This is a genomic window from Pseudomonas sp. N-1-13, from assembly GCF_057787095.1.
This window is the reverse complement of sequence record NZ_JBYNRI010000001.1, coordinates 365,779-391,018: the sequence shown is the minus strand read 5'-3', so window position 1 is coordinate 391,018 and position 25,240 is coordinate 365,779. Positions and strand designations below refer to the sequence as shown.

The 25,240-nt window shown below is 62.3% G+C and carries 25 protein-coding genes and 1 pseudogene; 19 read left to right on the top strand and 7 right to left on the bottom strand.

Annotated elements, in window-relative coordinates:
* Window positions 1–37 precede the first annotated feature (37 nt).
* Both AC3I65_RS01810 and AC3I65_RS01805 read right to left on the bottom strand, forming a co-directional pair.
* Window positions 38–340 (bottom strand): cell division protein ZapA, encoded by a 303-nt coding sequence (locus AC3I65_RS01810; protein WP_047225923.1) that lies wholly within the window; start codon window positions 338–340, stop codon window positions 38–40.
* Window positions 337–567: a hypothetical protein gene (locus tag AC3I65_RS01805; RefSeq protein ID WP_047225924.1), complete on the bottom strand. Its 231-nt coding sequence runs from the start codon at window positions 565–567 to the stop codon at window positions 337–339. The genes AC3I65_RS01810 and AC3I65_RS01805 overlap by 4 nt, the downstream gene beginning before the upstream one ends.
* Before the next feature lie 257 nt (window positions 568–824).
* Between AC3I65_RS01805 and AC3I65_RS01800 the strand changes: the two are divergent.
* From AC3I65_RS01800 to selO, 5 genes and pseudogenes are all read left to right on the top strand, one after another.
* Window positions 825–1,547: pseudogene (locus tag AC3I65_RS01800) on the top strand (MCP four helix bundle domain-containing protein); the annotation flags it as partial.
* A 30-nt stretch (window positions 1,548–1,577) separates the two neighbouring features.
* Window positions 1,578–2,450 (top strand): methyl-accepting chemotaxis protein, encoded by an 873-nt coding sequence (locus AC3I65_RS01795; protein WP_370695185.1) that lies wholly within the window; start codon window positions 1,578–1,580, stop codon window positions 2,448–2,450.
* 258 nt (window positions 2,451–2,708) lie between these two features.
* On the top strand, window positions 2,709–4,451 hold the full coding sequence (locus AC3I65_RS01790; RefSeq protein ID WP_047225926.1) for a potassium/proton antiporter: 1,743 nt from the start codon (window positions 2,709–2,711) through the stop codon (window positions 4,449–4,451).
* Window positions 4,452–4,485: 34 nt separating this feature from the next.
* A complete protein-coding gene (gene mscK, locus AC3I65_RS01785; protein WP_448693265.1) occupies window positions 4,486–7,848 on the top strand; it encodes a mechanosensitive channel MscK in 3,363 nt (1,120 codons plus the stop codon).
* Between the two features lie 37 nt (window positions 7,849–7,885).
* Window positions 7,886–9,349 carry a protein adenylyltransferase SelO gene (gene selO / locus AC3I65_RS01780; protein ID WP_107321425.1) on the top strand — a complete coding sequence of 488 codons (1,464 nt, stop codon included), beginning with the start codon at window positions 7,886–7,888 and terminating at the stop codon, window positions 9,347–9,349.
* Between the two features lie 124 nt (window positions 9,350–9,473).
* On the opposite strand, the gene AC3I65_RS01775 is transcribed toward selO, so the two are convergent.
* From AC3I65_RS01775 to AC3I65_RS01760, 4 genes are all read right to left on the bottom strand, one after another.
* Window positions 9,474–9,875, bottom strand: coding sequence for a helix-turn-helix domain-containing protein (locus AC3I65_RS01775; protein WP_076382957.1), 402 nt, complete (start codon window positions 9,873–9,875; stop codon window positions 9,474–9,476).
* Window positions 9,872–10,168, bottom strand: coding sequence for a type II toxin-antitoxin system HigB family toxin (locus AC3I65_RS01770; protein WP_188252186.1), 297 nt, complete (start codon window positions 10,166–10,168; stop codon window positions 9,872–9,874). The genes AC3I65_RS01775 and AC3I65_RS01770 overlap by 4 nt, the downstream gene beginning before the upstream one ends.
* A gap of 164 nt (window positions 10,169–10,332) precedes the next feature.
* A complete protein-coding gene (locus AC3I65_RS01765) occupies window positions 10,333–10,614 on the bottom strand; it encodes a hypothetical protein (RefSeq protein ID WP_047225931.1) in 282 nt (93 codons plus the stop codon).
* A 165-nt stretch (window positions 10,615–10,779) separates the two neighbouring features.
* Window positions 10,780–11,685: a LysR family transcriptional regulator gene (locus tag AC3I65_RS01760; RefSeq protein WP_188252209.1), complete on the bottom strand. Its 906-nt coding sequence runs from the start codon at window positions 11,683–11,685 to the stop codon at window positions 10,780–10,782.
* 156 nt (window positions 11,686–11,841) lie between these two features.
* Between AC3I65_RS01760 and ycaC the strand changes: the two genes are divergently transcribed.
* Entirely contained in the window at window positions 11,842–12,468 is a 627-nt protein-coding gene (ycaC, locus tag AC3I65_RS01755; protein ID WP_047225933.1) for an isochorismate family cysteine hydrolase YcaC, read from the top strand.
* 173 nt (window positions 12,469–12,641) lie between these two features.
* Window positions 12,642–13,064 (top strand): thioredoxin TrxC, encoded by a 423-nt coding sequence (gene trxC / locus AC3I65_RS01750; protein WP_171061286.1) that lies wholly within the window; start codon window positions 12,642–12,644, stop codon window positions 13,062–13,064.
* A gap of 122 nt (window positions 13,065–13,186) precedes the next feature.
* Here trxC and AC3I65_RS01745 read toward each other — a convergent pair whose 3' ends face one another.
* Window positions 13,187–13,957, bottom strand: a complete 771-nt coding sequence (locus tag AC3I65_RS01745; protein ID WP_047225935.1) for a ParA family protein — start codon at window positions 13,955–13,957, stop codon at window positions 13,187–13,189.
* 357 nt (window positions 13,958–14,314) lie between these two features.
* On the opposite strand from AC3I65_RS01745, the gene AC3I65_RS01740 reads away from it, so the two are divergent.
* From AC3I65_RS01740 to AC3I65_RS01685, 12 genes are all read left to right on the top strand, one after another.
* On the top strand, window positions 14,315–15,034 hold the full coding sequence (locus AC3I65_RS01740) for a beta-ketoacyl synthase chain length factor (RefSeq protein ID WP_047226187.1): 720 nt from the start codon (window positions 14,315–14,317) through the stop codon (window positions 15,032–15,034).
* Window positions 15,010–15,819 (top strand): lysophospholipid acyltransferase family protein, encoded by an 810-nt coding sequence (locus tag AC3I65_RS01735; protein ID WP_047225936.1) that lies wholly within the window; start codon window positions 15,010–15,012, stop codon window positions 15,817–15,819. Before AC3I65_RS01740 ends, AC3I65_RS01735 begins: the two co-directional genes overlap by 25 nt.
* Window positions 15,800–16,060, top strand: a complete 261-nt coding sequence (locus AC3I65_RS01730; protein ID WP_047225937.1) for a phosphopantetheine-binding protein — start codon at window positions 15,800–15,802, stop codon at window positions 16,058–16,060. Before AC3I65_RS01735 ends, AC3I65_RS01730 begins: the two co-directional genes overlap by 20 nt.
* Window positions 16,061–16,069: 9 nt before the next feature.
* Complete coding sequence (locus AC3I65_RS01725) at window positions 16,070–16,324, top strand: acyl carrier protein (protein WP_030140951.1); 255 nt, start codon at window positions 16,070–16,072, stop codon at window positions 16,322–16,324.
* The gene (locus tag AC3I65_RS01720) at window positions 16,321–16,866 is read left to right on the top strand and encodes a COG4648 family protein (protein ID WP_047225938.1); all 546 of its coding nucleotides are present in this window, start codon (window positions 16,321–16,323) and stop codon (window positions 16,864–16,866) included. Before AC3I65_RS01725 ends, AC3I65_RS01720 begins: the two co-directional genes overlap by 4 nt.
* A complete protein-coding gene (locus AC3I65_RS01715) occupies window positions 16,863–18,542 on the top strand; it encodes an ApeI family dehydratase (protein ID WP_107321424.1) in 1,680 nt (559 codons plus the stop codon). The genes AC3I65_RS01720 and AC3I65_RS01715 overlap by 4 nt, the downstream gene beginning before the upstream one ends.
* A 161-nt stretch (window positions 18,543–18,703) precedes the next feature.
* The gene (locus tag AC3I65_RS01710) at window positions 18,704–19,438 is read left to right on the top strand and encodes a glycosyltransferase family 2 protein (RefSeq protein WP_047225940.1); all 735 of its coding nucleotides are present in this window, start codon (window positions 18,704–18,706) and stop codon (window positions 19,436–19,438) included.
* Window positions 19,435–20,379: a lysophospholipid acyltransferase family protein gene (locus AC3I65_RS01705; RefSeq protein WP_281459614.1), complete on the top strand. Its 945-nt coding sequence runs from the start codon at window positions 19,435–19,437 to the stop codon at window positions 20,377–20,379. Before AC3I65_RS01710 ends, AC3I65_RS01705 begins: the two co-directional genes overlap by 4 nt.
* Complete coding sequence (locus AC3I65_RS01700; protein ID WP_047225942.1) at window positions 20,360–21,904, top strand: HAL/PAL/TAL family ammonia-lyase; 1,545 nt, start codon at window positions 20,360–20,362, stop codon at window positions 21,902–21,904. The genes AC3I65_RS01705 and AC3I65_RS01700 overlap by 20 nt, the downstream gene beginning before the upstream one ends.
* Window positions 21,897–22,322 (top strand): acyl-CoA thioesterase, encoded by a 426-nt coding sequence (locus AC3I65_RS01695; protein ID WP_076382963.1) that lies wholly within the window; start codon window positions 21,897–21,899, stop codon window positions 22,320–22,322. Before AC3I65_RS01700 ends, AC3I65_RS01695 begins: the two co-directional genes overlap by 8 nt.
* Window positions 22,319–22,912, top strand: coding sequence for an outer membrane lipoprotein carrier protein LolA (locus AC3I65_RS01690; RefSeq protein ID WP_047225944.1), 594 nt, complete (start codon window positions 22,319–22,321; stop codon window positions 22,910–22,912). The genes AC3I65_RS01695 and AC3I65_RS01690 overlap by 4 nt, the downstream gene beginning before the upstream one ends.
* The gene (locus AC3I65_RS01685) at window positions 22,896–25,235 is read left to right on the top strand and encodes an MMPL family transporter (RefSeq protein ID WP_488523420.1); all 2,340 of its coding nucleotides are present in this window, start codon (window positions 22,896–22,898) and stop codon (window positions 25,233–25,235) included. Before AC3I65_RS01690 ends, AC3I65_RS01685 begins: the two co-directional genes overlap by 17 nt.
* Window positions 25,236–25,240: the final 5 nt, after the last annotated feature.

Here is a 25,240-nt window from a genome sequence, read left to right as displayed (position 1 = left end):
GTACAGACAACGACGCTTTGTAAGCCAAGTTGCGACTTCAAGCCTGCTGAATCGTCTTGGAAATGACCTCGACCGTGGCGCTGACTTGCTCTTGGTAACGGTCGAGTTCCGCTTGATGTTGCTTCTGCATTTCCATCTGCTGCGAGCACAGGTTCATGGCCGCCAGCACCAGCAGACGATCACCGATCAGCGTCGGGTATTTCCTTTTGGTGTCGGCCAGAGCGGCCTTGAGCATCGAAGCGGCGTCCAGCAGGGCCTGTTCCTGCCCGGCCGGCGCCTTGATTGAATAGTCCTCTCCCAGGATCGAGACGACTGTCACCCCGTCGGCGCCATGCTTCATGCGCTGACAGGACCGGCGCTGGCGCGCTCGATCAGGGCCTGGATGCGCGCGGCGGTGGTGCCGTGCAGCTCTTCCTGTTCCATCAGGCTCAGTTGCAAGCTTTCATTTTCATCCTTGGCCTTGGCCAGTTCCGCGTTCAGGGTCTCATTCAGGCCGGCCAGTTGACGGTTCTGTTGCACCAGGTCGTTGACCAGTTGTTCCAGTTGGCTGAGGGATGTTTCCAACATATTGATTTCCAGGCTTTTTCAAGGGGGCGCGTACGATAAAGAAAAGTCACCGTCAATGCCACGACTTGGGGCGGCGGTGCTTCGCTGGCGAGCTGTAAAGACTGTGAATGGAAGATCTGGTTCCCCCCTTCGTCGCGCAGCAGGCGCCGCCCTGCGACAAAAGCACGCAGCGACTCAAGACTTTAGTCGTATGACCGATAAGTCAGGGAACACCTGTCACCACCCCCGCACGGACGCGCCCCCTTCCGGTACTTTCCATGTCCCTACGTAATATGAATATCGCGCCGCGGGCGTTCCTGGGGTTTGCCCTGATCGGCGCCCTGATGCTGGCCCTCGGGGTGTTCGCCCTGAGCCAGATGAGCAAAATCCGTGCATCCGGCGAAAGCCTCGTCCAGAACAGCGTGCCCAGCATCAAGGCCCTGGATGAATTCACCTCGCTGACCCTGCGTCTGCGCGTGCTGTCCTATCGCTTGCTGGTCAACCGCGAACCGGACGTCCAGCAGAAAACCTTCAGCTTGTTCGAGCAACGCAACCAGCAGATCCAGACGGCTCAAAGCGCCTACGAAAAACTCATCAGCTCCCCGCAAGAGCGGGCCGCCTACGATCAGTACGTTCAATTGCTGGGCCAATACCGCCAGCTCGAAGAGCGGATGAAAACGTTGTCGCGCAACAATCAGCTCGATGAACTGCGTGCATTGCTCAACACTGAACTGCTGAGCAACTCAGACGCCATCAACGCGGCGATCGCCCGCTTGGTGGACATCAACAACCAGCAAGCCGAGGCCCTCAATCAGGGTGCGACCCAGCAATATTCAACGGCCTTCAATTGGGTGGTCACGCTGCTGGTCATCGCCACCGGCCTGACCCTGCTGTTTGCCTGGCTGCTGACCAACAGCATTACCCGTCCGATCGGCAGCGCCCTGGACGCCGCCGAAGAAATCGCCAAGGGCAACCTGACCCGACCGATTACCGTGGATGGCAACGATGAAGCCGGTCGCCTGCTGCGGGCGATGTCGACCATGCAGGACAAACTGCGCGACACCCTGCAACGGATCTCCGGCTCGGCCACCCAACTGGCTTCCGCCGCCGAAGAGCTCAACAGCGTCACCGACGAAAGCGCCCGTGGCCTGACCCAGCAGAACAATGAAATCGAACAGGCCGCCACCGCAGTCAACGAGATGACCAGCGCCGTCGAAGAAGTGGCGCGCAACGCGGTCAGCACCTCCGAAGCCTCGAAAGACGCCACCGCCTCTGCCGGTGACGGTCGCGACCTGGTACAGGAAACTGTCAGCGCCATCGAGCGCATGAGCGCCGATGTGCAAAGCACCGCCACGTTGATCGGCGACCTGGCCAATGAGTCCCGCGACATCGGCAAAGTGCTGGACGTGATTCGCGGCCTGGCTGACCAGACCAACCTGCTGGCCTTGAACGCCGCCATCGAAGCGGCCCGTGCCGGTGAGGCCGGTCGTGGTTTCGCCGTGGTGGCCGACGAAGTGCGCGCTCTGGCCCATCGCACCCAGCAGTCGACCAGCGAGATCGAACGCATGATCGGCAGCATCCAGAGCGGCACCGAACACGCCGTGGATTCGATGCGCAACAGCACCGAACGTGCCGAGTCGACGCTGAACATCGCCCGTGGTGCCGGCCTGTCCCTGGACACCATCAACACCGCCATCGTCGAAATCAACGAACGCAACCTGGTGATCGCCAGCGCCGCCGAGGAACAGGCCCAAGTGGCCCGTGAAGTGGACCGCAACCTGGTGAACATCCGCGACCTTTCGGTGCAATCGGCCACTGGCGCCAACCAGACCAGCGCCGCCAGTGCCGAACTGTCGCGCCTGGCCGTGGACTTGAACAGCATGGTTGGGCGGTTCAGCCTTTAAGCGAAACCTGCCCTTGCGGCGTGGGGATTTATCCCCGCTGGGCTGCGAAGCGCCCCCCAATACTGTACTGCCATGCAGTCAGCAGGCGAGCGCTTCGCACTCGATCGGGGATAAATCCCCTCGCCACAAGGGCTGTGCCCTGCCCCCAATCCGCCAACCTTTTTTGACAGCATCACATTTCAACAGGTTAGAATCGCTGGCACGCAGACTGCATGGTCAGTTTGCACCCGCCCCCCACGCTTGCTCGGAGTACTGCCTTTGACTGCGACGACCATCAACAGCCTGTTCTTGATCGGCGCGTTGCTGGTAGGTGCGAGCATTCTGGTCAGTTCTCTTTCGTCCCGCCTGGGCATCCCGATTCTGGTGATCATCCTGGCCGTGGGCATGGTTGCCGGTGTCGACGGCGCCGGGATTCTGTTCGATAACTACGCCACGGCCTATCTGGTCGGCAACCTCGCGCTGGCGGTCATTCTGCTGGACGGCGGCTTGCGCACACGGGTGTCGAGCTTTCGCGTGGCGTTGTGGCCAGCATTGTCGCTGGCCACCGTTGGCGTCCTGATCACCACCGGGCTGACCGGCCTGGCGGCGGCGTGGCTGTTCAATCTGAACCTGATGCAAGGTCTGCTGATTGGCGCCATCGTCGGCTCGACCGATGCCGCGGCGGTGTTTTCGCTGTTGGGCGGCAAGGGCCTGAACGAGCGGGTCAGCGCGACACTGGAGATCGAGTCCGGTAGCAACGACCCCATGGCGGTGTTCCTGACCGTAACCCTGATCGGCATGCTCGCCAGCGGTGAAACCGGTCTGCATTGGAACCTGCTGGGGCACTTGTTGCGTGAATTCGGCATCGGCGGGGTGATCGGCCTGGGTGGTGGCTGGCTGATGCTGCAACTGGTCAACCGCATCAACCTGGCCAACGGGCTCTACCCGATCCTCGTCATCAGCGGCGGCCTGGCGGTGTTCGCTCTGACCAATGCCCTGCACGGCAGCGGCTTCCTCGCGGTTTACCTGTGCGGCCTGGTGATCGGCAACCGCCCGGTGCGCAGCCGTCATGGCATCCTGCACATGCTCGATGGCATGGCCTGGCTGGCGCAGATCGGCATGTTCCTGGTGCTGGGGCTGCTGGTCACGCCCCATGACCTGTTGCCGATCGCCCTGCCGGCCCTGGGCCTGGCCTTGTGGATGATCCTGATCGCACGTCCGCTGTCGGTGATGGTGGGGCTGTTGCCGTTCAAGGCTTTCCATGGCCGCGAGAAAGTGTTCATTTCCTGGGTCGGCCTACGCGGCGCGGTGCCAATCATCCTGGCAGTGTTCCCGTTGATGGCCGGCCTGCCCAACGCCCAGCTCTACTTCAACCTGGCGTTCTTTATCGTGCTGGTGTCGTTGCTGGTGCAGGGTACGAGCCTGCCGTGGGTCGCCAAACTGTTGCACGTTACCGTCCCGCCAGAACCCCTGCCGATCTCCCGGGCAGCGCTGGAGGTCCACGTCACCAGCGAGTGGGAACTGTTCATCTATCGCCTCGGCGCGGAGAAATGGTGCATCGGCTCGCCCCTGCGGGATCTGAAAATGCCCGACGGTACACGGATCGCGGCACTGTTTCGTGGCCAGCAACTGCTCCATCCGTCGGGTAGTACGGTGCTGGAAGTCGGTGATTTGTTGTGTGTGATCGGCCATGAACACGATTTGCCGGCCCTTGGAAAACTGTTCAGCCAGGCACCGCAAAGGGGCTTGGATCTGCGCTTCTTCGGCGACTTCGTACTCGAAGGAGACGCCCAGCTGGCCGCGGTTGCGGCCCTGTACGGGCTGAAGCTGGACGGCATCGATCCGGACATGTCCCTGGGCCGTTTCATCGCCCAGAAAGTCGGTGGCGCGCCAGTAGTCGGTGACCAGGTGGATTGGAACAACACCCTTTGGACCGTTGCGGTCATGGACGGGAACAAGATCGGCAAAGTGGGCGTCAGATTCCCCGAAGGAAGTCGCCCGGGTCCCGGCTTGTTCCTCTAAACTGCTCCCACTTTCACTTGCTCGACCGGTCTCTATGCCTACCCTGCGCTCCTTTTTAACCATTGCCCTGCTGGGCCTGAGTCTTTCCGTCTGCCCACTGCAAGCCGCCGAACCGCTCACCAGCGCTTCGGTCCAGGCCAGCCTGGACAAAATCGCTGACCGCAAACTGCCGGAAGCCGAGCAGAAGGCCTTGCAGGAGACCCTGCAAAAGACCTTGACACAGCTCACCAGCAAGGCCGAATACGAGCAGAAGCTGGTCGATCTCAAACAGCAGCTGGCCAGTGCCCCCAAGCAAAACATTGAAAACCAGCGCGAGCTGGCCCGGCTCAAGAGCACCCCTGTGGTGCCGGTGGCGCAGCGTTACGCCAACCTGCCGGTGCCCCAGCTCGAACAGATGCTGACGGACCGTTCCACCCAGCAGAGTGACCTGCAAAAAGCCCTGGCCGATGCCAACAGCCTGATCATCACCGCCCAGACCCGCCCCGAGCGCGCCCAGGCCGAAATCGCCAGCAGCCAGACCCGCATCCAGCAGATCAACACCATCCTCAAGACGGGCAAGGATGCCGGTAAAACCCTGAACGGCGAACAGCGCGACCAGCTCAACGCCGAACTGGCCGCACTCAATGCCCTGATTCCGCTGCGGCGCCAGGAACTGGCCGGCAACAGCCAGTTGCAAGACCTGGGCAACAGTCAGCACGACTTGCTGACGGAAAAGATCGACCGCATGGAGCAGGAAATCCAGGACCTGCAGACGCTGATCAACCAGAAGCGACTGGCCCAGTCCCAGGAAACGGTGACCCAGCAATCCATCGAAGCCCAGAAGGCCGGCGGCAGCAGCCTGCTGGCGACCGAAAGCACGGCCAACCTGAAACTTTCCGACTATCTGCTCAAAAGCACCGACCGCCTCAATGAGGTCACCCAGCAGAACCTGCAGACCAAGCAACTGCTGGACAGCGTTACCCAGACAGACGCGGCCCTGGACGAGCAAATCAGCGTACTCAAGGGCAGCCTGCTGCTGTCCAAGATTCTCTACAAACAGCGCCAGACCCTGCCGCGCCTGGAACTGGACAAGAATCTGGCGGACCAGATTGCCGACATTCGCCTGTACCAGTTCGAAGTCAGTCAACAACGCGAGCTGCTGAACAACCCAAGCGCCTATGTCGACAATCTGCTGGCCTCGCAGCCTGCCGAGCAAGTCACGCCGCAACTGCGCAAGACCCTGCTGGAACTGGCCCTGACCCGGGTCGACCTGCTGGAAAGGCTGAACCGCGAGTTGAGCGCGGTGCTTAACGAATCCATCACCTTGCAGCTCAACCAGAAGCAACTGCTCAGTACCGCCCAAAACTTGCGGGCGACCCTGGAAGAGCAAATGTTCTGGATTCCCAGCAACAAGCCGCTGGATTTCGAATGGATGCGGGGCGTGCCAGCGCGCCTGGAAAAACAGGTCGACTCGCTACCCTGGGCCTCGAGTCTCAGTGAGCTGGCGGACGGCCTGACCCAGCGGCCGCTGCTGTTCCTGCCCCTGGCGCTGCTCATCGGTGCGCTGCTGTGGCGACGCAAGAATCTGTATGCCCGGTTGAACAAGGTTCACCAGGACGTCGGCCACTTCAAGCGTGACAGTCAGTGGCACACCCCCCAGGCGATTCTGATCAATATCCTGCTGGCAATGCCGGTAGCCCTGGCGCTGGCCCTGTGCGGCTACGCCCTGCAGATCGACGCCCGGGGCCAGAACGCCAACCTCGGCGCGGCGCTGCTGCAGATCGGCCAGGCCTGGCTGGTGTTCTATACCGCCTATAGGGTGCTGGCGCCCGGTGGCGTGGCCGAGTTGCATTTCCGCTGGGAAAAACCCCAGGTCGAATTCCTCCAGGGCTGGATCCGCCGGCTCGGGCTGGTGGTACTGGCGCTGGTCGCGGTGGTGGCCGTGGCCGAATTGCAACCCTCGGCCCTGGCCGACGATGTATTGGGCATGCCGGTGGTGCTGACCTGCTACGCCCTGATGGCCTGGCTGCTCAGCCGCCTGTTGCTCAGCAGCCCGACCCACCAGAACACCTCGCTGTTCCGCAAGGCCGTCGGGGTGATGTTCACCGCGCTGCCAATCGCCTTGTTCGTAGCGGTGTGCTTCGGCTACTACTACACCGCGCTCAAACTCAGCGACCGACTGATCAATACCCTGTACCTGCTGATGTTCTGGCTGGTGATCGAGGCCACCTTCGTGCGCGGCCTGTCCGTCGCGGCGCGGCGCCTGGCCTACCAGCGCGCCCTGGCCAAGCGTCAGGCGACCAAGGAAGCCGGTGATGGCGAAGCAGTGGTCGAGGAGCCGACCCTGGACATCGAAAAGGTCAACGAACAGTCCCTGCGCCTGATCCGCCTGGCGCTGCTGGGCGGTTTCATCGCCGCGCTGTACTGGGTCTGGTCGGACCTGATCAGCGTGTTCTCCTACCTGGACAACATCACCCTCTACGAGTACACCAGCGGTACCGGCGCCACCATGAGCATGGTGCCCATCAGCATCGGTGACATGCTCGGCGCCCTGATCATCATCGGCATCACCTTCGCCCTGGCACGTAACCTGCCGGGACTTTTGGAAGTGTTCGTCCTGTCCAAGCTCAACCTGGCCCAGGGCAGCGCCTATGCCGCCACCACGCTGCTGTCCTATGTGATCGCCGGCATCGGCTTCGTCACCACACTGTCCACCCTGGGCGTGAGCTGGGACAAGCTGCAATGGCTGGTGGCCGCGCTCTCAGTCGGCCTGGGCTTCGGCATGCAGGAAATCTTCGCCAACTTCATCTCCGGGATCATGATCCTGTTCGAACGTCCGGTGCGGATCGGCGACACCATCACCATTGGCAACCTGTCGGGCACGGTCAGCAAAATCCGTATCCGTGCCACCACCATCACCGACTTCGACCGTAAAGACATCATCGTTCCGAACAAAACGTTCATCACCGGACAGTTGATCAACTGGTCGCTGACCGACACCGTCACCCGAGTAACCCTCAAACTGGGTGTCGACTACGGATCAGACCTTGATCTGGTCAAGGAACTGCTGCTCAAGGCTGCCCGCGAGAACCCGCGCGTGCTGAAAGAACCAGAACCACTCGTGTACTTCCTCAACTTCGGGGAGAGTACCCTGGACCATGAGCTGCGCATGCATGTGCGCGACCTGGGTGACCGCAATCCTGTGCTGGACGAGATCAACCGGTTCATCAGTCGCGAATTCAAGAAGCAGAACATCAGCATTGCGTTCCGGCAGGTAGAAGTTTCCTTGAAAAATCTTCAAGGCCTGGAATACAAGCTGACACCTGTCTTGCCTGGAGACAAAACCGCGACGCCTGAGCCTCCCCTCACGCCAGGGCCCAAGTCCTTGCCAGAGCCGCCGGCAGCCACCCTCGACTGATCGCGCGAAGCCTGCGGGCATCGCGCCGGAGACGGCCATGAAAACCCTGGAAACATTGACCTTCGATAACCGCTTCGCCCGTCTTGGCGACGGTTTCTCGGCCCACGTGCTACCCGAGCCCATCGACAATCCCCGGCTGGTCGTTGCCAGCGACCAAGCCATGGCATTGCTGGACCTGGACCCAGTCGAAGCCCAGGCGCCGCTGTTCGCCGAGCTGTTCGGCGGACACAAGCTGTGGGCTGAAACCGAGCCCCGGGCGATGGTGTATTCGGGCCACCAGTTCGGCCATTACAACCCACAACTGGGGGACGGCCGCGGGTTGCTACTGGGGGAGGTATACAACGAGGCCGGGGACCACTGGGACCTGCACCTCAAGGGCGCCGGCCAGACACCGTTCTCACGCATGGGCGATGGACGGGCGGTATTGCGCTCCTCGATCCGCGAGTTCCTGGCGTCCGAAGCGCTGCACGCCCTGGGCATACCGACTACACGCGCCTTATGCGTGATCGGTTCCGACACCCCGGTATGGCGCGAAAAGCAGGAGCGCGCCGCCATGGTGTTGCGGATGGCGCCGAGCCATGTGCGCTTCGGGCATTTCGAATACTTCTACTACACCAAAAAGCCCGAGTTGCATGCCACCCTCGCGGAGCATGTGCTGAACATGCACTTTGCCGAGTGCCGCGAACAACCGGAGCCGTACCTGGCGATGTTCCGCGAAATCGTCGAGCGCAACGCCGAACTGATCGCCAAATGGCAAGCCTACGGCTTCTGCCACGGTGTGATGAACACCGACAACATGTCGATCCTGGGCATCACCTTCGATTTCGGGCCGTTCGCCTTCCTCGACGACTTCGACGCCAACTTCATCTGCAACCACTCCGACGACCAGGGCCGCTACTCGTTCAGCAACCAGGTGCCAATCGGCCAATGGAACCTCAGCGCACTGGCCCAGGCCCTGACACCGTTCATCAGCGTCGAGGCCCTGCGTGAAACACTCGGTTTGTATTTGCCGCTGTACCAGGCCCACTACCTGGACCTGATGCGCCGCCGCCTGGGCCTGACCAGCGCCGAGGAGGATGACCAGAACCTGGTGGAGCGCCTGCTGCAATTGATGCAAAACAGCGGCGTCGACTACAGCCTGTTCTTCCGCCGGCTAGGCGATCAGTCCCCCGAACAGGCCGTCGCCGCCCTGCGCGATGACTTCGTCGACCTCAAGGGCTTCGACGCCTGGGGCGAGCTATACGTTGCCCGCGTCAGCCGCGAAGGCCCTGTCGATCAAGACCTGCGTCGCGTCCGCATGCACGCGGTGAACCCACTGTATGTGCTGCGCAACTACCTGGCGCAGAAAGCCATCGACGCCGCCGAGGCAGGCGACTACGAAGAAGTCCGCCGCCTGCACACGGTGCTGAGCAGGCCGTTCGAAGAACAGCCGGGCATGGACAGCTACGCGCAACGCCCGCCGGAGTGGGGCAAACATCTGGAGATCAGTTGTTCGTCGTAAAACCTTCAGTCCTGCGAGGGCAAGGCATGTGGGAGCAAGGCTTGCCCGCGATGAAAGCAACTCGGTCTTCCCCATAAACCGAGGAGCCTGTATCGCGAGCAAGCTTTGCTCCCACAGGGAAACGTCAAATAAAGGTTTCAACCGACACGCCGAAGCGCCCCGCCAGCCAGCGGATCTGCCTCAAATTGAGCTGGCGCTTGCCGCTCAACACCTCCGATACCACCGACTGGGTGCCGACGCCCGGCAAGTCGCTCTGGCTCATCCCATGCTCGCGCATCAGGTAGCGAAGTGTCTCGACGCCGCTGGCCTTGGGCATTGGCCGATGTTGGTGATCCCAAGCCTCGATCCATTCGCCGATGATGTCCACCAGGCTCATAAGGGGATGGGCTTCGTCTTCACCAATCAATTCCAGCAATTCATCGAGAGCTGCGACCAACCGGTCGTAGTCCTCCTCGTTCCTGGGTTTGCGCAGCAGGGGCGACACAAACTCCCAATGGGCGGCGACTTGTTCGATTAGTGCACTCATCCCTTTTCCTCCTTCCACTTGCCTCTGTCGTATTCCTGATGATCCAGCACGCATTTGATGTACAAGCGCTGAGGCCGATAGCGAACCACGGCAATCAGTCGTAATTTATTGCCACCAATATCGAACACATGGAGCGGACCGACCTTGTCGGTTGCGGGAAAAATGGATTTCATCGCAGCGAAGTCAGCCGGGCTGTTGCGTTTGATAAGCCGATACCATTGATCCAGCGAATTGGCGCAGCGCGGCCATTTTTCCTTGGCCTCCCAGATGCGCTTCTCAGTGATCACATGCATGCAATGTCCTTATCGCATTTTGCTATGGAGGAGTTAAACACAGATCGGACGCATCGCAAATTGCGATAGAGCCAAATAGACAGAAGGTTGCCGAAGTTTTTTTTAGCCTAGTCACTCAAGGCTTCAAGACTTCGGCAAAAAATGTGAGCGGATGTGAGCCCTGCTCACCCCACCTTATCGTTGCCCTGCTCAGGCGTCTCGATGCCCGGTTCTGCCTCGCCACTCTCTGCTTCACCAGCCGGTTTGGCCGGCGGTTTTTTCTCGGGGTAGCCGGGCATGCCGCGGGCGTCTTCGGGAGTCAGTTCATCCCGTTCGTGGCGACGGTCGATGGCGTAGGACGGGGCGGCGTTCGGGTCTTCGTCGCGGCCGGCGGTGCCGAGGACGAAGCCGTCGTCGTTAGGGTTGGTGGGTGCCTGGGGGATAGTTGGGTCTTGAGGATTGCTCATGGGGCCTCCTGGGTTGCGAACAGGTGCTGTGTGTTTTTTGAGGGCCTGGGGCGTTTTCAGTGCGGCGCACCTGATGAATGGCAGTCTTGATAAATGTCCTGGGAAAATGCCTGGATCGTGAGTCCGCTCCCACAAGGGAAATCCGGTGGTAATGCTGCCTGCGCCCTACGCCATATCACTCTGGCTGAATTCTTCGGCCAGAAAATCAATCAGCGTGCGCACCGACGGCAGCAACCCGCGCCGGGAGGCGAAGATCGCATGGACGATCCCGCACTTGGGCGTCCAGCCCGGTACCAATTCCACCAGCCGGCCAGCAGCCAGGTCTTCGCGCACCACCACGGCAGGCAGGTGAGCGATGCCGATACCCGCCAGTACCGCGTGACGCAGGGCCAGCAGGTCATCGGTGACCATGCGTGGTTCATGGCGAATCAACGCGCTGGCGCCGTCCGGGCCGAACAATTCCCACTGGTATTCACGCTGCGCCGCCCCCCAGTGCACGCTCGGCAAACCGTGCAGGTCCGCCGGTGAAGCGGGTGAGGACAGACGCTCGCGGTAGGCCGGGCTGCCTACCAGGCACTGGGTGCTATTGCCCAGTACTTTCATGACCATGTCGGTGTTTTCCAGCGGCGGAAAGCGTACCCGCAACGCGATATCGAAACCCTCATGGATCAGGTCGACCCGGCGGTTGGTGCTCTCAATGAACAACTCCACCCGTGGGTACTTGAGCATGTAGCGGGTCAGCATCGGCCCGACCCAGCTGTTGAGCAACGCTGTCGGGCAACTGATACGCACCAGGCCCTGGGGCTCGGAGCGGTTGCGCTCGATCACTTCGGCCGCGCTCTCGGCCTCGACCCGCATCGCCAGGCAGCGCTGGTAGTAGGCCTGGCCGATCTCCGTCAACGAGCAATGACGACTGGAGCGATGGATCAACCGCACCCCAAGGCGTTCTTCCAGTTGGGCAATGCGCCGGCTGAGCTTCGATTTGGGCATGTCCAGCGCTCGGCCGGCGGCGGCGAAACCGCCGTGCTCGACCACTTGGGTGAAGTAGTAAAGCGTGTTGAGGTCTTCGATGATCGTTCTCCAAATAGAACGCTAAGGCTGATTTTTGCAGTCTAGCGCATCAAAGGTGCCAGTTTTAATCTATGTCCATCGCTTAGCAACACACCAACACTGAAAACTTTAACCACGCCGAACCGCTCGGCAGCCAAAACTTAGAGGACTAACGCCATGACCACTTCCTACAAGCGTCTCGACAAAGATAACGCCGCCGTTCTGCTGGTGGACCACCAGGCTGGCCTGCTGTCGCTGGTGCGTGACATCGACCCGGACCGCTTCAAGAACAACGTGCTGGCCCTGGCCGACCTGGCCAAATACTTCGAGCTGCCGACCATCCTCACCACCAGTTTCGAAACCGGCCCCAACGGCCCGTTGATGCCCGAGCTCAAGAGCCTGTTCCCGGACGCGCCGTACATCGCCCGCCCCGGCCAGATCAACGCCTGGGACAACGAAGATTTCGTCAAGGCGATCAAAGCCACCGGCAAGAAGCAACTGATCATCGCCGGCGTCGTCACGGAAGTCTGTGTAGCCTTCCCGGCACTGTCGGCCCTGGCCGAAGGTTTCGAGGTGTTCGTGGTCACCGATGCCTCTGGCACCTTCAACGAGCTGACCCGTCAATCGGCCTGGGACCGCATGTCCTCCTCGGGCGCGCAATTGATGACCTGGTTCGGTCTGGCCTGCGAACTGCACCGCGACTGGCGCAACGATGTGGAAGGGCTGGCGACCTTGTTCTCCAACCACATCCCGGACTACCGCAACCTGATGACCAGCTACAACACGCTGACCAGCGCGAAGTAACCGGCAACGCGTAACCCCTGTGGGAGCGAGCCCGCTCGCGATGACGGCAGGACAGTCAATGACGTATTGACTGTCAGGCCGCAATCGCGAGCAGGCTCGCTCCCACAAGTGTTTGCGGTGTGCTCTACACGGTGGTCAAATCTTTACCAATGATCTTTTCTGGAGTTGTCCCAATGCTGATCCCCTGCCCCCACTGCAACGGGCTCAACCGCATCCCCGCCGAACGCCTGGGCGATGAGCCCAAGTGCGGGCGCTGCAAGGCCCAGGTGCTGTTGAGCAAACCGTTCGAACTCAAGCAAGGCGACTACGCCAGCCAGATCAAGGGTGACCTGCCGTTACTGGTGGATGTGTGGGCCGATTGGTGCGGGCCATGCAAATCCTTCGCGCCCGTGTTCGAACAGGCCGCCACGCAACTGGTGGGTAAATGCCGCCTGGCCAAGCTCGACAGCGAAGCCAACCAGCAGCTATCGGCACAGCTGGGGATCCGCTCGATACCCAGCCTGATCCTGTTCAAGGACGGCCGCGAAGTGGCGCGCCAGAGCGGGGCATTGCCGTTGCCGCAGTTGATGAGTTGGTTGCGCGGCCAGGGGATTTGACCTCAGCACTGTGGGAGCGAGCCTGCTCGCGATAGCGGACTGCCTGGCTACCTCTATGTTGAATGTGCCACCGCAATCGCGAGCAGGCTCGCTCCCACAGTGGACTTGTATACGCCAGTCAATCAGGCGCTTTCCAGCAAGCTATGCAACTCCATGAACTGCTGGGTCAGCTTGTGCCGCGGGTCCAGATGGATCAGGGGCAAGCTCGCCTGATGGGATTCTCGCATGCGCACCGAACTGCTCAGGTACACCGGCAAAACCGGCAAGCCTTCGGCAATGAGTTCGTCAAGGATCTGCTGCGGCAGGCTGGCCCGCGCCTGGAACTGATTGACGACGATGCCTTCGACTTCGAGCCCTTCGTTGTGGTCGTCCTTGAGCTCTTCTATTTCCGCCAACAGACCGTACAACGCCTGACGTGAAAAGCTGTCGCAATCGAAGGGAATCAGCACACGATCAGCGGCGATCAGTGCCGAAACCGCATAGAAGTTCAAGGCGGGCGGGGTATCCAGATAGATCCGGTCGTAATCCTCGCCCAGCTCTTCGAGCAACTTGCGCAGTTTGTTGATCTTGTGTTTCGCCTCAAGCTTGGGTTGCAGATCCGTCAGCTCGGCGGTGGCAGTGATGACGTGCAGGTTGTCGAACGGTGTTTCGTAGATATCCACCTTGTTCTTTTTCGAGAAGGGCCCGGACGACAGGGTTTGCTTGAAGAAATCGGCGATACCCATGGGGATGTCGTCGCCGGTAAGGCCCGTCAAGTATTGAGTCGAATTGGCCTGGGCATCCAGGTCCACCAACAGCGTGCGATACCCCTCGCTGGCACTGACCGCTGCCAGATTGCAGGCGATGCTGGACTTGCCCACGCCACCTTTCTGATTGAATACCACGCGCCGCATGTCAAAACTCCGTGTATCAAAGATTCCCGAGTGTAGTAGGCCTCGATACCCCTTCGCTACCTTCGCTGCGGATGGACTACGACGCCGGAGGTTTTTTCCACCCCTGAAGCATCAACTTGGCGCGAGAGTGACAGAAACGTCCGACAGACATACTCGTCATAATCGCGACAATGGCTCTTGTCTGCGCCTGGACGAACGAACCGGTACATTTCGCTGAGCAAAATGTAACCAGCATTTGCTACAAGCCAACCGCACCCTGATAATGCGCGCCACTTGGGTCGCAAGACCATGCAGGGTTGGACGCGGGTCAAACCACTGAACCGTGACAATAAAAGCCCGCAGGGGTGGGGTGTATTTGTGATCAATTTCAACATCGCCCAATGGCGCGCGTGGGCCCCTGGGCTCGAAAGCGTGGACGACTGGCAGGCATGGAGCCGACAGCCGGTCGTGTTGCCCGCCAGCGATGCCGCCCCTGACGTTTCGTTTCTGCCGGCCATGCAGCGCCGTCGCCTCAGTCGCCTGGCGCGGATGGCCTTCAGCGTGGGCTGGCCGCTGGCCGAAGGCCGGTCGAACCTGCCGTTGGTCTTTATTTCCCGTCACGGCGAAACCCCGCGTACTTTTGAGATTCTCAAGGACCTGGCAGCCAACCAACCGTTATCGCCGACTCAATTCAGCCTGTCGGTGCATAACGCCGTGATCGGCCTGTGGTCGATCCTGCGCGGCGAAACCAGCGAAATGACCGCCCTGGCGGCCACGGGCGACGGGCTGGAACACGGGATCCTGGAAGCCGTTGCGCTGCTGAACGAGGGAGCGGCGGCGGTGCTGCTGGTGATCACCGAAGAGCAGCCGCCCCAGGTGTACGCTCCCTGGGTCAACGATGTGCCCTTCCCCTATGCAGTGGGCTTGCTGTTGACTCCAGGCGACGATTGGCAACTGGACCTGTCCACCCAGGCCGATCAAAGGCCCGCCAGCGACTGGCCCCATGCCCTGGGTTTGTTGCGTACGCTGCTGAACAACCTATCCACCTGCCAACATGCCTGGAAGAATCGTGTATGGACCTGGCAACGCAACCGGTGAACGGCAAACATCGCGACGCCTACTACTGGCGCCTGATCGCGACTGCGGCAAGCTTCGTCCTGTTCGGGCTAGGCGGGCTGTGCCTGCGATTGCTGGTGTTTCCATTGCTGGCCTGGCTGCCCGGCGACGCCCAGGCCCACCGCCTGCGAGCCCGCCGCACTGTGGGGCGACTGTTCTGGTTCTTTATCCGTTTCATGGCCCGCACCGGCGTGCTCACCTATCAGATCGACGGCGCGGAGAAACTCGGTCGCCCCGGGCAAATGATCATCGCCAACCATCCGTCGCTGATCGACGTGGTGTTCCTGATCGGCCTGGTGCGCGACGCCAACTGCGTGGTCAAGCAGAGCCTGTGGGAAAACCCCTTCACCCGCGGCCCGCTGCGTTCGACCCAATACATCAGCAACGACGGCAGCATGGACATGCTTGATGCCGCCAGCGACGCCCTGCAGGACGGCCAGAGCCTGATCGTGTTCCCCGAAGGCACCCGTACTCGGCCAGGCCAACCACCGGCCTTTCATCGGGGCGCAGCGGCCATCGCGCTGCGAGGTGCGAAAATCCTCACTCCGGTGACCATCAAGGTCAGCCCCACCACTTTGACCAAGGCCGAACCCTGGTATCGCATCCCTCAGCGCCGCGTGCACTTCAGTTTCCACGTGGGGGCCGATATAGATCCACAGGCGTTCGCCGCGCTCGGCCCTGCGCCGCAGGCTTCGCGCAGGCTCAACGATTTTCTGCATCACTATTACATCAAGGAGCTCGCCGAAGATGAGCGATCTGCACCATGACATCAAACAGCTGATCATCGACGCCCTCGGCCTGGAGGACATCAGCACCGACGATATCGGCGACCACCAGACCCTGTTCGGCGAAGGCCTGGGCCTGGACTCGGTGGATGCCCTGGAGCTGGGCCTGGCGATCCAGAGGGAGTACGGGATCAAGATCGATGCCGACGCCAAGGACACCCGCAACCATTTCAGCAATGTGGCAAGCCTTGCGGCCTTCGTCACTGCAAATCGCGTAGCCTGAGACCGGACCATGCAAACTCGTGACGACATTTTCAATACCCTGCGCGATGCTCTGGTCGAGCTTTTCGAGCTGGACCCTGAGCGCGTAACGCTGGAGTCGAACCTGTATCAGGACCTGGAAATCGACAGCATCGACGCGGTCGACCTGATCGACCACATCAAGCGCCAGACCGGCAAGAAGATCGCCGCCGAAGAGTTCAAGTCGGTGCGCACCGTCAACGACGTGGTCGAGGCGGTCTATCGACTGGTTCAACCGGCCGCATGACCCGGCTGATTGGCCTCGGCCTGCTGCTGGTGGGCCTGTTGTACCCCTTTGCGGTGTATTTCGGCATGGAGCATTTCGCCCCATGGCAGTTCGGCCTGCTGCTGGGTAGCCTGTGGCTGGCCCGGGCATTGCTCGGTAAAAGCGGGCCCGGCAGCCGCTGGATGGCGGTTACGGCAATTGCCTTCAGTGTTTTGCTCGCGCTGTTCGACAGCCCGCTCCTGCTGCGCTGGTATCCGGTGCTGATCAGCGCCTTCATGCTCGGGCTGTTCGCCCTGAGCCTGAAATACGGTCCGCCGATGGTCGAGCGCCTGGCGCGCCTGCGCGAACCGCAGCTACCGGCCAACGCGGTGGTGTATACCCGCCAGGTCACGGTGGTCTGGAGTGTGTTTTTCCTGTGTAACGGCTTGCTCGCCGCCGCCCTGACCCTCTGGGCGCCGCTGAGCTGGTGGATGTTGTACACCGGCCTGATTTCCTACGGATTGATGGGGCTGCTGTTTGCCATTGAATGGCTTATACGACAACGGGTAAGAGGCCGCCCATGAATTGGATAACACTTGAGCAGATGTTGCTCAGCGCCCAGCCGGACCGTGCTGTGGCCGTCGACCCGGCGCTGAGCCACTCGCAACTGCGGGACGCGGCGCTGGGCCTGGCCGCCGGTCTGCAGGCCCGCGGCGTACGGCGCATAGCGGTGCACCTGGAAGACGCCGCCGACCTGGCGGTGGCCCTGCTCGGTGCCTGGCGCGCCGGGGCCAGCGTCTTGCTCCCGGCCGACCTGCAAGCCCAGACCCGCCAGCGCTGGTCGGCGGACGTCGACCTGTGGTTGACCGATCAACCCACGGACATCCGTCTCGACGACCTGCGACAAGCCCCCCTTGAGGCCACTGAACTGGACCTCGATCAGTGCTGGCTGAGCCTGTGCACCTCAGGGTCAAGCGGCGAGCCCAAGCGCATCGAGAAAAATCTGCGTCAGTTGAGCAACGAAGTCCAGGCCCTGGAACAATTGTGGGGCACCGACCTGGGCCCGGCCTGCGTGATCGGCAGCGTCGCCACCCAGCACATCTATGGCCTGCTGTTTCGGGTGCTGTGGCCGCTGTGTGCCGGGCGTACATTCGTGCGCCGGCAACTGGCTTTTCCCGAAGACCTGCAACGCGCCAGCCGTCAGTACCCGGCTTTTGCCTGGGTCGCCAGCCCGGCCTTGCTCAAGCGCATGGGCGATAACCTCGACTGGCCAGCCTTGAGCTGCGTACGCCGGGTATTCTCCTCCGGTGGTGCCTTGCCGACCGAGGCCGCCCAAAGCCTGCACCAGCGGCTGGGGCAATGGCCGACGGAAATCTTTGGCAGTTCGGAAACCGGCGGCATCGCCTGGCGTCAGGGCGCAGGCTTATGGCAGCCCTTCGCCGACGTAAAGCTGAGCCAGGACAGTGACGGCGCCTTGCTGATCGCCTCGCCTTATCTGCCGGCCGGCCATGTGGAACACACCGCCGACGCGGCGCGGATCGCCGGGGATGGACGCTTCGAACTGCTCGGGCGGCTGGATCGCATCGTCAAGCTTGAAGAGAAACGCATCTCCCTGCCCATGCTGGAACAGGCGTTGATCGCCCACGACTGGGTCAGCGAAGCCCGACTGGGGGTGGTCCAGGAAAATCGCGCCTCCCTCGGGGCGCTGCTGGTGCTGAGCGAAAGCGGCCTGCACGCCTTGCGCAACCTGGGTCGACGCGCCGTGACCGAGGCCTTGCGCCGTCACTTGAGCGAACACTGCGAAACCCTCGCCTTGCCTCGGCGCTGGCGCTGGCTGCGGCAGTTGCCGCTCAACGCCCAAGGCAAGCTGCCCCAGGCCGAAGTCGAAGCCCTGCTGATGGCTGCGCGCCCCAAAGCCCCGCAAGTGCTCGAACAGGTCGAAACCGACGGGCAATGGAGCCTGCAACTGCTGGTGCCCCCGGACCTGGCGTATTTCAGCGGCCACTTTCCCACCGCACCGGTCCTCCCCGGCGTGGTGCAGGTCGACTGGGCCTTGAGCCTGGGCCGACAACTGATGGACCTGCCGCCGCGGTTCGTCGGCATGGAAGTGCTGAAGTTCCAGCAACTGATGCGCCCCGGCGATGAAATCCAACTGCACCTGCGTTTCGACCGCGAGCGCGGCAAGCTGTACTTCGCTTATCGCAATGACACGGCGGCCTGTTCGAGTGGGCGGATTGTCCTGGGGGTGGCCGATGATTGATTCATGCAAAAACACCGCTCCGTTGTGGCGAGGGGATTTATCCCCGCTGGGTTGCGAAGCAACCACAAAAGCTGCGCAACGACACCGCCCGATGACGAGCGCTTCGCACTCGAGCGGGGATAAATCCCCTCGCCACAATGGAATGGGGCAGGACGGAAATTATGCATAACCCCTGCGCCGTCATCCCGGTCTACAACCACGAAACCGCCGTCGCGACCGTGGTGCAGGCACTGCTCGCCAACGGCTTGCCCTGCGTGCTGGTGGACGACGCCAGCAGCCCGGCCTGCGCGGCGGTATTGGAGCAACTGGCCGAGGGCGAGCAGGTTCATCTGGTCAGGCTGGCGGTCAATCAAGGCAAGGGTGGCGCGGTGATGACCGGTCTGCGGGAAGCGTCGCGCCTGGGCTTCAGCCACGCCCTGCAGGTCGATGCCGACGGGCAACACGATCTTGGCGACGTAAGGAACTTCATCGAGCAATCCCGCGCTCACCCGGAGGCGGTGATCTGCGGTTATCCCCAATACGATGAGAGTGTGCCCAAAGGCCGCTTGTATGCACGCTACCTGACGCATGTCATGGTCTGGATCAACAGCCTGTCCCTGCAAATCCGCGACTCGATGTGCGGGTTTCGGGTCTACCCCCTGCCACCGGTCCTGACGCTGATCAATTCGGCGAACATTGGCAAGCGCATGGATTTCGACTCCGACATCCTGGTGCGCCTGGCCTGGCGCAATCAACCGATGCGCTGGTTGCGTACCCGGGTTCACTACCCCTTGGACGGGGTTTCGCACTTTCGCCTGTTCCACGACAACGTACTGATTTCCAGCATGCACACCCGGTTGTTCTTCGGCATGCTGGTGCGCTCCCCCCTGATTCTCTGGCGACGGTGGCGAACATGAGCCTTGAGACAGACAAGCAGCACTGGGCCGACCGCCAGGAGCGCGGCAGTTTCTGGCTGATGAAACTCACCGCGTTCGCCGCCAAGGTGTTGGGCCGCCGCTTATTGAGCCCGTTGCTCTACGGCATCGTCCTGTACTTCTTCATTTTCGGCCGCAGCGCCCGGCAGGCAGCCTGGCAATACCAGCAGCGCCTGGCCGACTGGAGCGGCCGCACCGAGCTGCGCCCAAGCCATTGGCGAGTGTTCGGGCAGTTCATGGCGTTTGCCGACTCCCTGCTGGACAAGCTCGACGTCTGGAACGGCAAGCTGAGCCTGGAACAGATCGAAATCGTCGATCCGGCATTGCTGCGCAATCACTTGCGCGACGGCCGTGGGCAGATGCTGGTGGGCGCACACCTGGGCAACCTGGAAATGTGCCGGGCCCTGGCCGAGCTGGGCGAGAAAGTGATCATGAACGTGCTGGTGCACACCAAGCATGCCGAACAGTTCAATCGTTTGCTGGGGGAAGCCGGCGCCACGCATCTGCGGCTGATCCAGGTCAGCGAGCTGGACCCGGTGATCATGCTGCAACTGAGCGAACGCCTGGAACGCGGCGAGTGGCTGGCGATAGCCGGCGACCGCATACCGCTGCACGGCGCACGCACTGTGACCGTGGACTTCATGGGTCGCCCGGCGGCATTTCCCCAAGGGCCCTGGCTGCTGGCCGGGCTGCTCAAATGCCCGATCAACCTGCTGATGTGCCTCAAGCACGAGGGACGCTATCGGGTCACCCTCGAACCCTTCGCCGAGGCCGTAGTGTGGAAACGCAGCGACCGCGAGCAGGTCATCACCCATTGGGCCGGCCTCTACGCCCAGCGCCTGGCGCACTATTGCCTCCAGGCACCGCAACAGTGGTTCAACTTTTACCCTTTCTGGAAGACCGATGACGATGCCCACTCTTGAGCCGGTAACCTTCGGCGAACGCCCCTTGCGCATCGAGGACGTACTGGCCCTGGCCAATCGTCAGGTGCAGACGCGGTTGCAGGATGATCCGGCGTTCCGCCAGCGCATCGCCAAGGGTGCGCAATTCCTCGACTCTTTGCTGGACAAGGAAGGCGTGATCTACGGCGTGACCACCGGTTACGGCGACTCCTGCGTGGTGGCCGTGCCGTTGCACCACGTCGAGGCCCTGCCCCGTCACTTGTATACGTTCCACGGTTGCGGCCTGGGCAAACTGCTGGATCCGCAGGCCACCCGCGCCGTGCTGGCGGCACGCTTGCAGTCGCTGTGCCACGGCGTGTCCGGGGTGCGCGTGGAACTGCTGGAGCGACTCCAGGCCTTTCTCGAACATGACATCCTGCCGCTGATTCCGGAAGAAGGCTCGGTGGGCGCCAGCGGGGACCTGACGCCCCTGTCCTACGTCGCCGCCACCCTCTCCGGCGAGCGGGAAGTGATGTTCGCTGGCGAACGCCGCCTGGCCGCCGATGTGCACCGCGAACTCGGTTGGACTCCGTTGGTGCTGCGGCCCAAGGAAGCCCTCGCGCTGATGAACGGCACCGCCGTGATGACCGGCCTGGCCTGCCTGGCCTTCGCCCGCGCCGACTACCTGTTGCAACTGGCAACCCGCATCACCGCGCTGAACGTGGTCGCGCTGCAAGGCAACCCGGAGCACTTCGACGAGCGCCTGTTCGCCGCCAAGCCGCATCCGGGGCAAATGCAAGTGGCCGCGTGGCTGCGCAAGGACCTGGCGATCGACGCCCCCACCGCGCCGCTGCATCGCCTGCAGGATCGCTACTCCCTGCGCTGCGCCCCCCACGTGCTCGGCGTGCTGGCCGACAGTCTGAACTGGTTGCGTTCATTCATCGAAATCGAGCTCAACAGCGCCAACGACAACCCGATCATCGACGCCGAAGCCGAGCGCGTACTGCACGGCGGGCATTTCTACGGCGGGCATATCGCCTTTGCCATGGACAGCCTCAAGAACCTGGTGGCCAACGTCGCCGATCTGCTGGACCGCCAGCTCGCGCTATTGGTCGACGAACGCTACAACCACGGCTTGCCGAGCAACCTGTCCGGCGCCAGCGCCGAGCGAGCGATGCTCAACCATGGCTTCAAGGCGGTGCAGATCGGCACCAGCGCCTGGACCGCCGAAGCCTTGAAAAACACCATGCCGGCCAGCGTGTTCTCGCGCTCCACCGAATGCCACAACCAGGACAAAGTGAGCATGGGCACCATCGCTGCCCGGGATGCGATCCGCGTGCTGGAACTGACCGAACAAGTGGCCGCCGCGACGCTGCTGGCCGCCAACCAGGGCGTGTGGCTGCGCAGCCGTGCCGAAGATGCCCGACCGCTGCCGCCGGCCTTGGCCGACATGCACGAACAGCTGGCCGTGGATTTCCCGCCAGTCATCGAGGATCGCGCTCTGGAAGGCGAATTGCGCCTGTGCCTGCAACGCATCGCCGAACAACACTGGAGGCTGCATGCGTAGCCAAGGGGTGTTGCACGTAGAAACGCAGATCGTGGTGCCGTTTTTCGATGTCGATTCGATGAACGTGGTCTGGCACGGTCATTACGTCAAGTACCTGGAAGTGGCCCGCTGCGCCTTGCTCGACCTGATCGGCCACAACTACAACGACATGCTCGCATCCGGCTATGCGTGGCCGGTGATCGACCTGCAACTGCGCTACGTGCGCAGCGCCGTGTTCGGTCAGACCCTGACCGTGCGCGCCAGCCTGGTGGAATGGGAGAACCGCCTGAAGATCAATTACCTGATCAGCGACGCAGCCACGGGTGAACGTCTGACCCGCGCCAGCTCGGTGCAAGTGGCGGTGGACGTCGCGAGTCGCGAAATGCTGCTGGCCTCGCCGCGGGTCTTTGTCCAAGCCGTCGAGAGGAAACTACCGTGAAACGCCTGTTCATCTGGCTGCTGCTGTGGGGCCTGGCGCCCTTTGCCCAGGCGTTCGACTTGCAACAGTTGAGCGAACAACTGGCGCGCCCGGACGTGATCCACGGCCAGTTCATCCAGGAAAAGCACCTGCGCGCCCTGCCCCAGCCGCTCACCAGCAAGGGCCGTTTCGTATTGGCAAAAAACCATGGCCTGCTGTGGCTGCTGCAAACCCCGCTGCAGCAGGATTACCGCATCACCCCCCTGGGAATCGCCCGGCGCGATGGCGGCACCTGGCAGACACTGCCGAACAAGAGTGCCGGCGCCGAGCAGAATCGTTTGTTCCTTGCGGTGTTACAGGGCGACAGCAGCGGCCTGCAACGGGACTTCGACCTCAGTCTGTCGGGCCAACCGCAGCAGTGGAAGCTCACCTTGACCCCGCGCTCGGTGCTGCTCAAACAAATCTTCAACCAGATCAACATCGATGGCGGCGAACTGGTGCAGCGTATCGAACTGCTGGAAACCCAGGGTGACCGTACCGTGCTGCGCATGCAAAACAGCACCAGCGCGAAAGCCTTGAGCGAAGCGGAGCAACATGACTTTGCCGAGTGAACACAAGCTGCCGCGACTGTTCCTGATTCTGCTGTTGGCGGTGATGGCGCTGGCCGGTTGGCAGTGGCGCAATGGCGCGCCGCTGTCGGCCAACCTCATGGAGCTGGTGCCCGGTACCGCTCCTGATGCGCTTGAACTCATCGCCGAACAACGCATGCAAGAACCCCTCAACCGCGAGGTGCTACTACTGGTCGGGCACACCGAGCGCCAACAGGCGATCGCTTTGGCGCAAACCCTTGGCGAGCAATGGCAAGCCAGCGGTTTGTTCGACAAGGTCCAGTGGACGTTGCAAGCCGATCTGCCGGCCTTGCGCGCGCAATTGCTCAAGGGGCGACTGGCAATGCTCTCGGCCGCGGATCGGCAACAATTGATCGATCAGCCCCAGGCCTTCATCCAGCAACGGGTGCAGGCGCTCTTCGATCCGTTCAGCGGCTTCAGCCTGGTGCCGAGCCAGGACGACTGGCTGGGCCTGACCGGGCGCATCCAGAACAGCCAGCCCCAACGCGGTGCGATACAGCTGGACGTGGGCAGCGGCGCGCTGATTGCCGAAGCCGACGGCAAAAACTGGGTGATGCTGCGGGCCCGCACCCATGGCAACGCTTTCGACATGGACCTGCCGCTGCAAGTGGCCGACCTGCTGCAACGCAGCCGTGATCAGGCGGGCCTGGCCCAAGGGCAATTGCTGGCGGCCAGCGGCCTGCTGTACGCCGCCAGTGGCCAACAACAGGCTTCGCGGGAAATCACCTGGGTGGGCGGCGGGGCGACAATCGGCATTTTGCTGTTGCTGTTGCTGGCCTTCCGACGCTTGCGAGCGTGGCTGGCATTCGTGCCGGTACTGGTGGGTATCCTGTTCGGCACGGTGGCCTGCGTGGCGCTGTTCGGTCGCATGCATGTCATGACCCTGGTGCTGGGTTCCAGCCTGATCGGTGTGGCGGTGGATTACCCGCTGCACTACCTGTCCAAAAGCTGGAGCCTCAAACCGTGGCGCAGTTGGTCGGCCCTACGCCTGACCCTGCCGGGACTGAGCCTGAGCCTGGCGACCACCTGCATCGGCTACCTGGCCCTGGCCTGGACGCCGTTCCCGGCCCTGACCCAGATCGCGATCTTTTCCGCCGCCGGTTTGATCGGTGCTTACCTGACAGCGGTTTGCCTCTTGCCGGCACTGCTCAAGGGCGTGGACTTACACCCGGCCCAGTGGCCGCTGCGGCTGTGCGAACACCTGCTCAGGGCGCGTGAAGCGTTGCTGGCGCGGGTGCGAACACCGGTCTTGTTGGGGCTCTTGCTGATCTTCTGCGCCGGCGGCCTCTGGCAACTGACCACGAAAAACGACATTCGCCAATGGATCGGCACGCCTGAGCAGTTGACCGACGAAGCCCAGGCCATCGCCCGTATCACCGGCTTCCAACCCACCAGCCAATTCTTCCTGATCCGCGCCGATAATCAGTCACACCTGCTGGAACGTCAGACGGTGCTCAACGAGCGGCTGGAGCAGTTGATTGGCCTGGAGAAGCTGGAGGGCTACCTGTCGCTGAACCAACTGGTCAGCCCGCCCGCCGAACAGCAGAAAGTGCGTGACGCCCTGGCCCGGTTGCCGGCGTTCTGGCAACCGCTGCTGGACCTGGGAGTGCCGGTCGCCGCACTGCAAGCCGAACTGACGCAATTGCAGGCATTGCCGGTGACCGCCATCGATACCGCACTGGCCGGCCCCCTGGCCGAACCGTACCGCACACTCTGGCTCGGCCCGACGGCGGAGGGCGTGGCGGCGGTGGTCAGCCTGCAAGGCTTGAATGATGCAGCGCTGCTCAGGGTGCAGACGCTGGATCTGCCCGGCGTACAACTGGTCGATCGCCTGGGGGACCTGAACCGGGTCTTTGCCGCCACGCAAGTCAGCGCCGCCGAATTGAAACTGGCCTCCTGCGTGCTCATCCTGCTGTTATTGACCTGGCCGTTCGGTGTCGGCGGCGCCCTTCGTGTCGTCGCGCTACCGTTGCTGGCGGCGCTGTGCAGCCTGGCGAGCCTCGGCTGGCTGGGCCAGCCACTGACCCTGTTCGGCCTGTTCGGTCTGTTGCTGGTCACCGCCATCGGTGTCGATTACGCGATCCTGATGCGCGAACAGATAGGCGGCGCCGCGGTGAGCCTGCTGGGCACCCTGCTGGCGGCAGTCACCACCTGGTTGTCGTTCGGCCTGTTGGCAGTTTCCAGCACGCCAGCGGTGAGCAACTTCGGCCTGGCGGTCAGCCTGGGGCTGGCCTTCAGTTTCATGCTGGCGCCGTGGGCCGGGCATCAGACCCACGCGGCAGCGGTTACGGAGCCGGCCCAGTGATCATC

Coding starts and splice junctions, on each gene's coding strand:
- AC3I65_RS01810 (WP_047225923.1), bottom strand. CDS start 340: ATGAAGCATGGCGCCGACGGGGTGACAGTCGTCTCGATCCTGGGAGAG.
- AC3I65_RS01805 (WP_047225924.1), bottom strand. CDS start 567: ATGTTGGAAACATCCCTCAGCCAACTGGAACAACTGGTCAACGACCTG.
- AC3I65_RS01795 (WP_370695185.1), top strand. CDS start 1,578: ATGTCGACCATGCAGGACAAACTGCGCGACACCCTGCAACGGATCTCC.
- mscK (WP_448693265.1), top strand. CDS start 4,486: ATGCCTACCCTGCGCTCCTTTTTAACCATTGCCCTGCTGGGCCTGAGT.
- selO (WP_107321425.1), top strand. CDS start 7,886: ATGAAAACCCTGGAAACATTGACCTTCGATAACCGCTTCGCCCGTCTT.
- AC3I65_RS01775 (WP_076382957.1), bottom strand. CDS start 9,875: ATGAGTGCACTAATCGAACAAGTCGCCGCCCATTGGGAGTTTGTGTCG.
- AC3I65_RS01770 (WP_188252186.1), bottom strand. CDS start 10,168: ATGCATGTGATCACTGAGAAGCGCATCTGGGAGGCCAAGGAAAAATGG.
- AC3I65_RS01765 (WP_047225931.1), bottom strand. CDS start 10,614: ATGAGCAATCCTCAAGACCCAACTATCCCCCAGGCACCCACCAACCCT.
- ycaC (WP_047225933.1), top strand. CDS start 11,842: ATGACCACTTCCTACAAGCGTCTCGACAAAGATAACGCCGCCGTTCTG.
- trxC (WP_171061286.1), top strand. CDS start 12,642: ATGCTGATCCCCTGCCCCCACTGCAACGGGCTCAACCGCATCCCCGCC.
- AC3I65_RS01745 (WP_047225935.1), bottom strand. CDS start 13,957: ATGCGGCGCGTGGTATTCAATCAGAAAGGTGGCGTGGGCAAGTCCAGC.
- AC3I65_RS01735 (WP_047225936.1), top strand. CDS start 15,010: ATGGACCTGGCAACGCAACCGGTGAACGGCAAACATCGCGACGCCTAC.
- AC3I65_RS01730 (WP_047225937.1), top strand. CDS start 15,800: ATGAGCGATCTGCACCATGACATCAAACAGCTGATCATCGACGCCCTC.
- AC3I65_RS01725 (WP_030140951.1), top strand. CDS start 16,070: ATGCAAACTCGTGACGACATTTTCAATACCCTGCGCGATGCTCTGGTC.
- AC3I65_RS01720 (WP_047225938.1), top strand. CDS start 16,321: ATGACCCGGCTGATTGGCCTCGGCCTGCTGCTGGTGGGCCTGTTGTAC.
- AC3I65_RS01715 (WP_107321424.1), top strand. CDS start 16,863: ATGAATTGGATAACACTTGAGCAGATGTTGCTCAGCGCCCAGCCGGAC.
- AC3I65_RS01710 (WP_047225940.1), top strand. CDS start 18,704: ATGCATAACCCCTGCGCCGTCATCCCGGTCTACAACCACGAAACCGCC.
- AC3I65_RS01705 (WP_281459614.1), top strand. CDS start 19,435: ATGAGCCTTGAGACAGACAAGCAGCACTGGGCCGACCGCCAGGAGCGC.
- AC3I65_RS01700 (WP_047225942.1), top strand. CDS start 20,360: ATGACGATGCCCACTCTTGAGCCGGTAACCTTCGGCGAACGCCCCTTG.
- AC3I65_RS01695 (WP_076382963.1), top strand. CDS start 21,897: ATGCGTAGCCAAGGGGTGTTGCACGTAGAAACGCAGATCGTGGTGCCG.
- AC3I65_RS01685 (WP_488523420.1), top strand. CDS start 22,896: ATGACTTTGCCGAGTGAACACAAGCTGCCGCGACTGTTCCTGATTCTG.